Origin of the sequence: Acidovorax sp. (assembly GCF_022763525.1) — a bacterium.
Lineage (GTDB): Bacteria > Pseudomonadota > Gammaproteobacteria > Burkholderiales > Burkholderiaceae_C > Acidovorax.
Genome location: NZ_JALEGG010000284.1, coordinates 1 through 13315, shown reverse-complemented (window position 1 = coordinate 13315; position 13315 = coordinate 1). Strand labels below are relative to the sequence as shown.

The following is a 13315-nucleotide window of genomic DNA, read 5'->3' as shown; positions in this document are numbered from 1 at the left end:
GGCGGCATTGTCCCATGGCGTTGGGGCGTCGATGGCATTTTTGGCTGCCAGCGCGCGTCTGATGGGCGCGAGCAGCTATGGTTTCAGGAGCGATCAGGCCGGTCTTCTGGGCAGGGCCCAGCAGTGCACCGCGCCTCAGAACAGCACGATGTCACTGCCAGTCAAGCTGGTGTTCACGCCAACGAAGATGATGTCCAACGCGCCGTTGCCGGAGCCAAAACCATCCGCGTCGTATTGAACGAAGCCGGTGCCAGCGTTGTAGCGCAGGTAGGTGTTGGTGGCCACATCCACGTTGTCCCCGGCCGCGAGTTGCGTGAAAGTGACTGTGTCGAGCCAGAGTTGGTCGGAGCCCGACTCGAAATCCGCAAGGTAGTCGTAAATATCGAGCTGGTCGAATACAAAAATGTCTGACCCGTTCCCACCGGTGAGGAAGTCGACGTACGCACCTCCGATCAACGTGTCGTTTCCGTCCTCGCCGGAGAGGGCGTCACTCCACGCGCCGCCCGTCAGCACATTGTTCAGCGCGTTGCCTACGATGTAGGTGCCGTCGGTGTCAGTAGGAGCGCCCATGCCATTTTCCACGTTGTCGCTGAGTACATAGGTGTCGCTAGCGATGATCACTGTATCCGTGCCAGCGCCCGCATCTTCTAGGACCTCGTCGTACTGTTGGTCCACAAAGTACGTGTCATTGCCCGTGCCACCGTGCAGAGCATCTTCGTTTATGCCACCGTCGAGCGTGTCGTCGCCACCATGGCCGTACAGGACATCGGAGCCGTAGCCACCGGAGAGCAGATTGCTGGAAGCATTGCCGATGAGCGTGTTGGCGGCGGTATTGCCCACCAGGTTGACTGCACCATCGCCGACAATCTCGCCGTTTTCTACGCCATCGCTCAACTGGAATGACCCCGACGCCAGAGCCACGAATACGGTGTCGGTGCCGCCAATGGGGAAGCCAAAGGAGAAGTTGTAGGTTTCCGTAACCTGGTCACCTGCGGAATCCACAACGTAGCGGTCGTTGCCAAGCCCGCCATACATCACATCGTCGCCCAGACCACCATCCAGGGTGTCGTTTCCGTCGTTGCCGGAAATGGAGTCATTGCCTGCGCCACCAGTGATCTGGTTGTCGGCGTCGTTGCCCGAGAGAGAATTGGCCAAGTCATTGCCTGCCAGTGCCACAGCACCCATGCCGGTGAGGATGCCATTATCGACGTGGTTGCCCAGTTGGTAGGAGCCCGAGGGCAGCGCGACGAGCGCAGTATCGGTGCCCTCGGCTTCGCTTTCGACGATTTTGTCGTCCGGCGCATCCACTGAGTAGGTGTCGTTGCCTGCGCCACCCACCATCGAGTCGATGCCCACGCCGCCGTCGAGGGTGTCGTCACCCGCCAGGCCCAGGAGTGTGTCGTTGCCCTTGCCGCCGCTGAGACGGTCAGCGTAGTCGGTGCCGACAAGCCGGTCGTTGGCGTCGCTGGAGACGGTCGTGATGATGTCTTCCCACCGCATGCTGGCGTCAGCAAATCGGAAGGTTTCTACATTGCGCGCGGTAACCACTTCGGTACCGAACGTGAACACGGTGTCGGTGGCGGTGCGGGTGATGGTGTAGTCATGCCACGAGCCGCTCAGGACGAGGGTGTCTTCACCGGCGCCGCCGTCAACGGTGTCGCGGCCTCTGTTGCCGACCAGCGTGTCATTGCCCAGGCCTCCACTGAGCACGTTGTTGCCTGAGCCGCCGATCAGCGTGTTGTCTTGTGTGTTGCCCGTCAGGTTGATGGCAAGCACGCTGTCGGTGAAAAAGAGGTCGGCCCTGAAACTGAGGGTGGCGCGTTCGACATTCGCCGCGAGCACATAGGTGCCTGCAGCGGTGAAGGCTACTTGCACGGTGTCGTCCCCTTCACCCGAGGCTTCTGTCACCGCGTCGGTGGCAGTGTTGATGATGTAGGTGTCGTTGCCTACGCCCCCGGCGAGCTTGTCGGCGCCCAGGCCTCCGTCCAGTGTGTCATCGCCGGCGCCGCCGGTCAGCGCATTCCCGGCTGCATTGCCAGTGAGTCGGTTGGCCAGCGCGTTGCCCGTGATGCCTGCCGCGCCGGTGCCGGCCAACGTGCCGCGTTCCACATGGGCGCCCAGGGTGTAGGTTCCTGTGGCAAGGGTGATCAGCGCAGTGTCGGTGCCACCGCCCTCTGTTTCAATGATCTGGTCTCCCACGGCGTCCACTAGGTAGGTGTCGTCGCCTGCAAGGCCGGTCATGGTGTCGTTGCCCTTGTAGCCGTCGAGGGTGTCTGCTCCATCGGTGCCCAGGAGGGCATCCCCCAGGTCGCTGGGGATGCGAGCGATGAGGTCGGGCAGCGCAACAGCCTGATCGGCAAACTGAAAGGTTTCCACGCCGCGCACGGTGATCACCTCGGTAGCGTCGGTGGTGCGGGTGATTACGGTGCTGACCGTGGCGCCGCTGATGGTACGGGTGATGGTGTAGTCGGCGCGTGCGCCTTCGAAGACTGCGGTGTCGTTGCCGGTGCCACCATCCAGGGTGTCCCGACCGCCGCCGCCGATGAGCACATCGTCGCCAAGGCCGCCCAGCAATTGGTTGCTGCCCGCTGCCCCAGTCAGCACGTTGTTGCTGCTGTTGCCTGTCAGGTGGACGCCGTTGAGGTCGGTGAAGATGGCCGCGTCTTCGATATTGGCGGCCAGGGTGTAGGTGCCAGCGGCGGTGAATTGCACTTGCACCACGTCATGGCCTGCGTCGAGGCCTTCCGTGACGATGTCGCCAGCAGCATTTACCACATAGGTGTCGTCCCCGATGCCGCCGATGAGTTGGTCGTTGCCCAGGCCGCCGTCGAGCAGGTCGTTCCCCGCGCCGCCTTCCAGCCGATTGGCGGTTTGATTGCCAAAGAGGCGGTTGTCCAACTCATTGCCTTTCACTCCCGCCGCGCCGGTGCCGATGACCGTGGCGTACTCGACGTTGGCGCCCAACTGATAGGTGCCTGACGCCAGCGCCACGCGTACGGTGTCATTGCCGCCATCGGCGGTCTCGACGATCACGTCGGCCATGCTGTCCACCACGTAGGTGTCGTCGCCCTCCAGGCCAGTCATGGTGTCGTTGCCCTTTCCGCCGTTGAGCATGTCAGCGTCGGCAGTGCCGGTGAGGGTGTCGCCCAGGTCGCTGACCACATTGGCAAGGGTTTCTGCCAAGGTCAGCCGCTGGTCGGCGAATTGCACGGTTTCCACATTGCGAACGGTGATGGTTTCGCCATTGCCGGTGAAAACGGTGTCGGTGGCGTTGGGGCGGGCCAATGCATAGTCGGCCCGGTTGCCGCTCAGAAACAGCGTGTCGCTTCCGGTGCCTCCATCGACGGTGTCTTTGCCGCCGCCCGCATGCAGGTCGTCGTCGCCGGCGCCTCCGTTGAGCAGGTTGTTACCGGCACCGCCTTGCAGAACGTTGTGGAGGGCGTTGCCCGTCAGACTAACGTTCAGTCCGTTGGTGATCGTGGCGTGCTCGAGATTGGCTGCCAACGCGTACGTGCCTGCGGCACTGAGGCTCACTTGGACGGAGTCCTCGCCCTCTCCAACGTTCTCCACGATCGCATCGCTTGTGCCATTGATGAGGTACGTGTCGTCGCCTGCGCCGCCGATGAGCCGGTCAGTACCCAGCCCACCGTCCAGAGTGTCGTTGCCTTCGAGCCCGTAAAGAATGTCTGTGCCTGTGCTGCCTGTGAGGGAGTCGTTGTCTGGGGTGCCGGTGTAGGTGGTCATGAAGGACAGGTGTCAGTCGACGCTCGGAGTGAAAAATGTGCCGCTGTCTGCGGCGGGGAAAGAGGGCTGGCGGGTGGATTGTATGAATATGTTTCAGCGATGGAACGAGGTTTCGCTTCCTGCGGGTGTTGGTCCGACCGGTTCGGTGGGGCGGCGTTTTCACCCTGGGAAAGCTGCGTCGGGATGAGTTGTGCCTTGACAGAGACAAGGGAGTTCAAATAGATTACTAACCAGTCAGTCATTAAAGGTATCCCATGCGAGTGCTCGCCCAGCGGCCTAGTCGGCCGTTCTTTTTTTGTTCGCTTTTGGTTACGGCGGTACTTGTTGGGTGCTCCCGCCCCGCGCCGCCCGAAGAACCCGTGCGGTCCGTCAAGCTGTTGACGGTAGGCGTTGGGGCGCTGCAGTCCAGCCTGGAATATTCGGGCGAGGTGCGTGCCCGTGTCGAGTCGCGCCTGGGTTTCCGTGTGGCCGGCAAGATCGTGCAGCGCCAGGCCGAGCTCGGCCAGCGTGTGAAAGCCGGGCAGGTTCTGGCGCAGCTGGATCCGCGTGACTACCAGTTGGCTGCCGAGGCGTCACGGGCCCAGGTAGCGTCTGCCACCACGCAGCGGGATCTGGCGGCTGCGGACTTGAAGCGCTACCAGGCCCTCAAGGACCAGAACTTCATCAGCGGGGCCGAGCTCGAGCGCCGCGAAGCGTCGCTGAAGGCCGCCCAGGCCACGCTGGACCAGGCCCGCGCGCAGCTCGCCTCGCAGGGCAACCAGGCTGGCTACACCACGCTGGTGGCGGACGTCTCTGGCGTGGTGACCGGCATCGACGCCGAGCCGGGGCAGGTGGTTGCCGCCGGTACGCCGGTGGTGCGCATTGCCCAGGACGGCCCCCGCGACGTGGTGTTCAACGTGCCGGAAGACAAGGTGGGCCAGATTGCTGCGGGCTCCGAAGTGGCCGTGCGCGGCTGGGCGGGCAATGCCAGCATGGCGGGCCATGTGCGCGAAGTCGCCGCCAGCGCCGACGCGGCCACCCGTACCTTTCAGGTGAAGGTGTCGATCGACGGGGGCGACGCACCCGCGCTGGGTTCCACGGTGTACGTCACCCCCAAGGCCTTGAGCCACGCTGGCATTCCCGCCATCAAGCTCCCGACCAGCGCACTGCGCCAGGAAGGGCAGTCCACCGCCGTGTGGGTGTACGACGCGGCCACCAGCACGGTGAAGTCGCAGGTGGTGCAGATCGCCACGGCCGATGGCAACGAAGCCGTGGTGGCCTCGGGCCTGACGCTTGGCATGCAGGTGGTGGCCACGGGCGTGCATGTGCTTTCGCCAGGCCAAAAGGTCGTGGTTTATCAGCCAAAGAATGGCCCTGCGCCCGCCAGTAAAGCGCAAACAGCTATTAATTCTGTAGCAGTGCCAGCGCTGCCGGCTGCATCCACTGCCCCAGCTGCCACTACAGCGGCGGTCGCAGCTTCCACAGCCAACTGAGGCCGGTCATCATGCAAATACAACCCAAAGAGGGGTTCAACCTCTCCAAGTGGGCGCTCGACCACCCGGCCCTCACGCGCTACCTCATGGTGGTGCTGATGCTGCTGGGTTTTGCGGCGTATTTCCAGCTCGGGCAGGACGAAGACCCGCCCTTTACCTTCCGCGCCATGGTCGTGCGCACCTATTGGCCGGGCGCCACCGCGCAGCAGGTGGCAGAGCAGATCACCGACAAGATCGAGCGCACGCTGCAGGAGGTGCCCTACGCCGACAAGATCCGCAGCTACTCCAAGCCAGGCGAGTCGCAAATCATCTTCCAGATCAAGGATTCATCGCGCCCCGGCGACGTGGCCAACGTCTGGTACACGGTGCGCAAGAAGGTGGGCGACATGCGCTACACCTTGCCGCAGGGTGTCCAGGGGCCCTTCTTCAACGACGACTTCGGCGATGTGTACGGCGTGATCTATGCGCTGGAGTCCGAGGGCTTCAGTTACGCAGAGCTCAAGGCTTTTGCCGACGACGTGCGCCAGCAGTTGCTGCGCGTGCCCGATGTGGCCAAGGTGGAGCAGTTCGGCGTGCAGGACGAAAAGCTCTTCATCGAAATCTCGCAAAAGCGCCTCTCGCAATTGGGCCTGGACATGAACCAGGTGCTGGCGCAACTGGGCCAGCAGAACGCCGTGGAAAGCGCCGGCGCCGTGCAAACCCCGCAGGACCAGGTGCAGGTGCGTGTGCAAGGCCAGTTCAATGCGATCGAAGACTTGCGCGCCATGCCCATTCGCGGTCCGTCGGGCGCGCAGCTGCGTCTTGGGGACATTGCCGAGGTCAAGCGCGGCTATGTCGATCCCGCCGCCGTGAAGGTGCGCCACCAAGGCCGCGAAGTGATCGCGCTGGGCGTGTCGATGTCCAAGGGCGGCGACATCATTGCGCTGGGCAAGGCGCTGCATGCCGCCACCGACCGCATCGCGGCGACCCTGCCAGCCGGCGTGAAGCTGGTGAACGTGCAAGACCAGCCCAAAGCCGTTTCCACGTCGGTCAACGAGTTCGTCAAGGTTCTGATCGAGGCGGTGGTGATCGTGCTGGCGGTGAGCTTCATCAGCCTGGGGCTGCACAAGCGCCCCGGCAAGCAGCCGTTGTGGAAGCGCTGGTACATCGACCCTCGCCCGGGTCTGGTGGTGGGTATCACCATCCCCATGGTGCTCGCCGTCACCTTCCTGGCCATGTGGTACTGGAATATCGGCCTGCACAAGATATCGCTGGGCTCACTCATCATTGCGCTCGGCTTGCTGGTGGACGACGCCATCATTGCCGTGGAAATGATGGTGCTCAAGCTTGAAGAAGGCTACGACAAGGTGCGTGCGGCCACCTTTGCCTACGAGATCACGGCGATGCCCATGCTGACGGGTACGCTGATTACCGCGGCGGGCTTCCTGCCCATCGGCCTGGCCAAGTCCACGACGGGCGAGTACACGTTTGCCATCTTCGCCGTCACGGTGATTGCGCTCGTGCTCAGCTGGATCGTGTCGGTCTACTTTGTTCCTTATCTGGGCACGTTGCTGCTCAAGGTGCCGCCGCACGTGCTGGCGGCCCAGGCGAACAAGGGCGTCACCGAAGACCCGCACGAGGTGTTCGACAGCCCGTTCTACACGGCTTTCCGCCGGCTGGTCGATTGGTGCGTGGAGCACCGCTGGCTCACCATCGGCGCCACGGTGCTCACGTTTGCCCTGGGCATTGTGGGCATGGGCAAGGTGCAGCAGCAGTTCTTCCCGGATTCGAGCCGTCCCGAGATCCTGGTGGACATCTGGTTCCCCGAGGGCACCTCGTTTGCCGGCAACGAAGAAGTCACCAAGCGCGTGGAGCAGCGCCTGCTGGCCGAGCCTGGTGTGACGGCCGTGAGCACCTGGGTGGGCTCGGGTGTGCCCCGGTTCTATCTGCCGCTGGACCAGGTGTTCCCGCAAAGCAACGTGTCGCAGTTCATCGTGCTGCCGCAAGACCTGAAGCTGCGGGAATCCCTGCGCGTGAAGCTGCCTGCCTTGCTCGCCCAGGAATTCCCCGAGGTGCGCGGCCGCGTCAAGCTGCTGCCCAACGGGCCGCCGGTGCCTTACCCGGTGCAGTTCCGCGTGGTGGGGCCGGATCCGCTGGTGCTGCGCGAGCGTGCCGACGAGGTCAAGGCGCAACTGCGGCAGAACGCCGACATGCGTGGCGTGAACGACAACTGGAACGAATCGGTGAAGGTGTTGCGCCTGGAAGTGGACCAGGCCAAGGCGCGCGCCTTGGGCGTGACCAGCCAGTCGATAGCCCAGGCCTCCAAAACCATCCTGACGGGTACGCAGGTCGGCCAGTTCCGCGAAGGCGACAAGCTCATCGATATCGTGTTGCGCCAGCCGCTGGACGAGCGCAATGCCATCACCGACATCGCCAATGCGTATCTGCCCGCGGCGTCGGGCAAGTCGATCCCGCTCACGCAGATTGCCAAACCCGTGTTCACCTGGGAGCCCGGCGTGATGTGGCGCGAGAACCGCGACTACGCCATCACCGTGCAGGGCGACGTGACGGAAGGCTTGCAGGGCGCCACGGTGACGGCAGCCCTGCTGCCAGCGCTCAAGGAGATTGAGGCGAAGTGGCACGCAGCGGGGCAGGGCGCCTATCGCATCGAAGTGGCGGGCGCCGTGGAGGAAAGCTCCAAGGGCTCGGCCTCCATCGCTGCCGGCATTCCGGTCATGCTGTTCATCACCTTCACCCTGCTCATGCTGCAGCTGCACAGCTTCAGTCGCGCGATGCTGGTGTTTCTCACGGGGCCGCTGGGGTTGGCAGGCGTCGCGGCGGCGCTGCTGGTGCTGAACCGGCCTTTCGGCTTCGTGGCGCTGCTCGGGGTCATCGCGCTCATGGGCATGATCCAGCGCAATTCGGTGATCTTGATCGACCAGATCGAACAGGACCGGGCACGCGGTGTGCCGGCATGGGATGCCATCGTCGAGTCGGCGGTGCGCCGCCTGCGGCCCATCGTGCTCACGGCCGCGGCGGCTGTGCTGGCCATGATCCCGCTGTCGCGCAGCGTTTTCTGGGGGCCGATGGCCGTGGCCATCATGGGCGGACTGATCGTGGCCACTGTGCTCACGCTGCTGGCGTTGCCAGCCATGTACGCCGCCTGGTTCCGTGTGCGCCGGCCCCAGCCGGAGATTCGCTGATCAGGGCTTGATTCCCTCCCTGCTCGCAACAGGGTAAAATAGAAGGTTGACCGATTTCACACAGGCGGCAGCTCAGGTTGCCGCCTGTTTGTTTGTAGAACCGCGCGGGTGGCGAAATTGGTAGACGCACCAGGTTTAGGTCCTGACGCCAGCAATGGTGTGGGGGTTCGAGTCCCCCCCCGCGCACCACCCATGTGAGACTTTGCGGAACACGGCGCTGCTGCGCTGCAGCCAGCACGATCCACATTCATAAGAGGAATAGCCATGGCCGTTACTGTTGAAACCCTTGAGAAGCTCGAGCGCAAGATCACGCTGAGCGTGCCCGTCACCCTGATCCAGTCCGAAGTCGACACGCGCCTCAAACGCCTGGCTCGCACCGTCAAGATGGACGGCTTCCGTCCCGGCAAGGTGCCCATGAACGTGGTGGCCCAGCGTTACGGCTACTCGGTGCAGTACGAAGTGCTGAACGATAAGGTCGGCGAAGCCTTTGCCGTGGCCGCCAACGAAGCCAACCTGCGCGTGGCTGGCCAACCCCGCATCACCGAAAAGGAAGGCGCGCCTGAAGGGCAAGTCACTTTTGACGCGGTGTTCGAGGTGTTCCCTGAAGTCAAGATTGCCGACCTGTCGGACGCCGAAGTCGAGAAGCTCTCGGCCGAAGTGACCGACGCTGCCATCGACAAGACCATCGACATCCTGCGCAAGCAGCGCCGCAGCTTTGCACAGCGCGCCCTCGACGCCGCAGCCCAAGACGGTGACCGTGTGACGGTCGATTTTGAAGGCAAGATCGACGGCGAGCCGTTTGAAGGTGGCAAAGCCGAAGACTTCCAATTCCTGGTCGGCGAAGGCCAGATGCTCAAGGAGTTCGAAGACGCCGTGCGCGGCATGAAGTCCGGCGAAAGCAAGACTTTCCCCCTGGCTTTCCCTGCCGAGTACCACGGCAAGGAAGTGGCCGGCAAGACGGCCGACTTCCTGGTGACGGTCAAGAAGATTGAAGCTGCCCACCTGCCAGAAGTGAACGATGCCCTGGCCAAGTCGCTGGGTATTGCTGATGGTTCCGTGGCAGGCCTGCGCGCCGACATCAAGAAGAACCTGGAGCGCGAGGTCAAGTTCCGCCTGCTGGCCCGCAACAAGCAAGCTGTGATGGACGCTCTGGTCGCCAAGGCCGAACTCGATCTGCCCAACGCCAGCGTGCAAGCTGAAATCGCCCGCCTGCTGGAAGGCGCACGCGCTGAACTGAAGCAACGCGGCATCAAGGACGCCGACAAGGCCGAGATCCCTGAAGATGTGTTCCGCCCCCAGGCTGAGCGCCGCGTGCGCCTGGGCTTGGTACTGGCTGAACTGGTGCGTGCCAATGACCTGCAAGCCAAGCCCGAGCAGCTCAAGGCCCATATCGACGAACTGGCCGCCAGCTACGAGAAGCCTGAAGACGTGGTGCGCTGGTACTTTGGCGATCGCCAGCGCCTGGCCGAAGTGGAAGCTGTGGTGATCGAGAACAACGTGACCGAGTTCGTGTTGTCCAAGGCCAAGGTGGTTGAAAAGGCCGTGTCCTTCGACGAACTGATGGCGCAGCAGGGCTGATAAGCCCTTCCAGCCTGGGCGCCGCCTATGTGCGGCACGCGGGTTGTTGCAGATTCACACAGGGGCTTGTGCTTTCACGCGCAAGCCCCAAGTCATTTCTGGGTACAGTATCTGCTTGTCTGGAGAGAAAACATGAGCGCATTGGAAACACAAGGCCTGGGCATGGTCCCCATGGTCATCGAGCAGTCGGGCCGTGGCGAGCGGTCCTACGACATCTATTCGCGGCTCTTGAAGGAGCGCGTGATTTTCCTGGTGGGTGAGGTGAACGACCAGACGGCTAACCTCGTGGTGGCCCAACTGCTGTTCCTTGAGAGCGAAAACCCTGACAAGGACATTTCGTTCTATATCAACTCCCCGGGTGGGAGCGTGACTGCTGGCATGTCGATTTATGACACCATGCAGTTCATCAAGCCCGACGTGTCCACCCTGTGCGTAGGCTTTGCCGCCAGCATGGGTGCGTTCCTGCTGGCTGCAGGTGCCAAGGGCAAGCGCTTTTCCTTGCCCAATTCCAAGATCATGATCCACCAGGTGTTGGGCGGCGCGCGTGGACAGGCCACCGACATCGAGATCCATGCGCGCGACATTCTGCGCACCAAGGATCAGATGAATCGAATCCTGGCCGAACGCACTGGACAGCCCCTGGAAAAGGTCAAGGCCGATACCGAGCGCGACTACTTCCTCACTGCCGACGAAGCCAAGGATTACGGTCTCGTTGACCAGGTGATCAGCAAGCGCTCCTGATAACTTCCAGGCTCGGCTGCGGCGTTTTCCCTCCAGGGAAGACGCCGTTTTCTATTTCGTTATCATCCCGACAACTTTCCGTAACAAGCAAGGCATTGCCCCCATGGCCGAGAAAAAAGGCTCTTCCAGCGAAAAAACCCTTTACTGCTCTTTCTGTGGCAAAAGCCAGCATGAAGTGAAGAAGCTGATCGCCGGCCCGTCGGTCTTTATCTGCGACGAGTGCATTGACTTGTGCAACGAGATCATTCGCGATGAGCTTCCGGCAGACGATCTGGCGCGCGAGGGCCGCAGCGATCTGCCCACGCCTGCTGAAATCAAGGCCAACCTCGACAACTACGTGATCGGGCAGGACGTAGCCAAGCGCACGCTAGCTGTAGCTGTCTATAACCACTACAAGCGCTTGCGCCACAAGGACAAGGCCCACAAGGACGACGTGGAGCTCTCCAAGAGCAACATCCTGCTGATTGGCCCCACCGGGTCGGGCAAGACGCTGCTGGCACAAACGCTGGCACGCATGCTGGATGTGCCGTTCGTGATGGCCGACGCCACGACGTTGACGGAGGCAGGCTACGTGGGGGAGGACGTGGAAAACATCGTCCAGAAGCTCCTGCAAAGCTGCAACTACGAAGTCGAACGTGCCCAGCGCGGCATTGTCTACATCGATGAAATCGACAAGATTTCCCGCAAGTCCGACAACCCCAGCATCACGCGCGACGTTTCGGGCGAGGGTGTGCAGCAAGCGCTGCTCAAGCTCATCGAAGGCACCATGGCCAGCGTGCCGCCCCAGGGGGGCCGCAAGCACCCCAACCAAGACTTCCTGCAGATCGACACGACCAACATCCTGTTCATCTGTGGTGGCGCATTCGCGGGCCTGGAAAAGGTGATCGAAAACCGCACCGAAGCGTCGGGTATCGGATTCGGTGCATCGGTCAAGAGCAAGAAACAGCGTTCGCTGACCGAGGTGTTCACCGAGATCGAGCCCGAGGATCTGATCAAGTTCGGATTGATTCCTGAACTGGTGGGGCGCATGCCGGTGGTCACGGCGCTCGCTGAGCTGAGCGAAGATGCACTGGTGCAGATCTTGACCGAGCCCAAGAACGCGCTGGTCAAGCAATACAGCAAGCTCCTGGCGATGGAGGGCGTGGATCTTGAAATCCGCCCCGCCGCGCTCAAGGCCATTGCCCGCAAGGCGTTGGCGCGCAAGACAGGCGCCCGTGGGCTGCGTTCGATCCTGGAGCAATCGCTGATTGGCACGATGTTCGATCTGCCCAATACCAGCAACGTCGAGAAAGTGGTGGTGGACGAGTCGACCATCGAAGAAAACAAGCCACCTCTGCTCGTGTATCGCGAAGCAGCGAAGAAGGCCTGAGACCGGAGCGGGCGCCGCGCGGTTCCATTGAACCATCAACCCTTGCGCCAGCGCGGCTGCGCGCAGGGGTTGAAAATCTCCTCATGTGGAGCCACTTCCACAGAGCACTTTGAGGATTTCCATGTCCGGACATACCCCCCTGCCAGCTTCCCCCATCGATCTGCCACTCCTGCCTTTGCGCGATGTGGTGGTATTCCCTCACATGGTGATCCCGCTGTTCGTAGGTCGCCCCAAGAGCATCAAGGCACTCGAACTGGCCATGGAGGCCGAGCGCCGCATCATGCTGGTGGCCCAGAAGACGGCGGCCAAGGACGAACCTTCTGTTTCGGACATGTTCGACGTCGGGTGCGTTTCCACCATCCTCCAAATGCTGAAGTTGCCAGACGGCACCGTGAAGGTGCTGGTGGAGGGGCAGCAGCGTGCCACGGTGGTATCGGTGGAGGACGCTGAGACCCACTTTACCGCCACGGTCGCGCCTGTCGAAGCCTCTGCAGAAGGGGGCAAGCCGAGTGAAATCGAGGCGCTCCGCCGCGCGGTAATGCAGCAGTTTGACCAGTACGTCAAGCTCAACAAGAAAATTCCTCCAGAGATCCTGACTTCGATCTCCAGCATCGACGACCCGGGCCGTCTGGCAGACACGATCGCTGCGCACCTTCCGCTCAAGCTGGAAAACAAGCAGATGGTGCTCGATCTCTCCGATGTGAAAGCGCGGCTCGAGAATCTTTTCGAGCAGCTCGATCGGGAAGTTGACATCCTGAATGTCGACAAGAAGATCCGTGGCCGCGTGAAGCGGCAGATGGAAAAGAATCAGCGCGACTTCTATCTCAACGAGCAGGTCAAGGCCATCCAGAAGGAACTGGGCGAGGGCGACGAGGGTGCAGACATCGAAGAGATCGAGAAGAAGATCAAGCTCGCCAAGATGCCGGCAGAGGCTCGTAAAAAGGCCGAGGCTGAGCTGAAGAAGCTCAAGCTCATGTCGCCCATGTCGGCCGAGGCGACGGTGGTGCGCAACTACATCGATGTGCTCACGGCGCTGCCTTGGAGCAAGAAGACCAAGATCAAGCATGACCTGGTCAATGCTGAAGGGGTCCTCAACGAAGACCATTACGGCCTCGACAAGGTCAAGGATCGCATCCTTGAATACCTCGCGGTGCAGCAGCGCGTAGACAAGGTAAAGGCGCCCATCCTCTGTCTGGTGGGGCCTCCTGGCGTGGGCAAGACTTCTCTGG

The 13315-nt window shown here is 62.2% G+C and carries 7 protein-coding genes and 1 tRNA gene; 7 read left to right on the top strand and 1 reads right to left on the bottom strand.

The genetic code is table 11. The features are described from left to right. Positions 1-135 precede the first annotated feature (135 nt). Positions 136-3744: a calcium-binding protein gene (locus MRY84_RS21760; protein ID WP_291507763.1), complete on the bottom strand. Its 3609-nt coding sequence runs from the start codon at positions 3742-3744 to the stop codon at positions 136-138. A 254-nt stretch (positions 3745-3998) separates the two neighbouring features. Here MRY84_RS21760 and MRY84_RS21755 point away from each other — a divergent pair, with 254 nt between their 5' ends. The 7 genes from MRY84_RS21755 to MRY84_RS21725 all read left to right on the top strand — a co-directional run. Then, the gene (locus MRY84_RS21755) at positions 3999-5216 is read left to right on the top strand and encodes an efflux RND transporter periplasmic adaptor subunit (protein WP_291507762.1); all 1218 of its coding nucleotides are present in this window, start codon (positions 3999-4001) and stop codon (positions 5214-5216) included. Between the two features lie 11 nt (positions 5217-5227). Beyond that, positions 5228-8398 (top strand): efflux RND transporter permease subunit, encoded by a 3171-nt coding sequence (locus MRY84_RS21750; protein ID WP_291507761.1) that lies wholly within the window; start codon positions 5228-5230, stop codon positions 8396-8398. Positions 8399-8500: 102 nt separating this feature from the next. Further along, positions 8501-8587 (top strand) — tRNA-Leu (locus MRY84_RS21745). Between the two features lie 75 nt (positions 8588-8662). Next, a complete protein-coding gene (gene tig, locus MRY84_RS21740) occupies positions 8663-9976 on the top strand; it encodes a trigger factor (protein WP_291507760.1) in 1314 nt (437 codons plus the stop codon). 132 nt (positions 9977-10108) lie between these two features. Beyond that, complete coding sequence (gene clpP / locus MRY84_RS21735; protein ID WP_291507759.1) at positions 10109-10717, top strand: ATP-dependent Clp endopeptidase proteolytic subunit ClpP; 609 nt, start codon at positions 10109-10111, stop codon at positions 10715-10717. Positions 10718-10820: 103 nt separating this feature from the next. Continuing rightward, a complete protein-coding gene (gene clpX / locus MRY84_RS21730; RefSeq protein WP_291507758.1) occupies positions 10821-12086 on the top strand; it encodes an ATP-dependent Clp protease ATP-binding subunit ClpX in 1266 nt (421 codons plus the stop codon). A gap of 121 nt (positions 12087-12207) precedes the next feature. Then, a partial coding sequence (locus MRY84_RS21725; RefSeq protein ID WP_291507757.1) for an LON peptidase substrate-binding domain-containing protein occupies positions 12208-13315 on the top strand: 1108 nt, incomplete at its 3' end.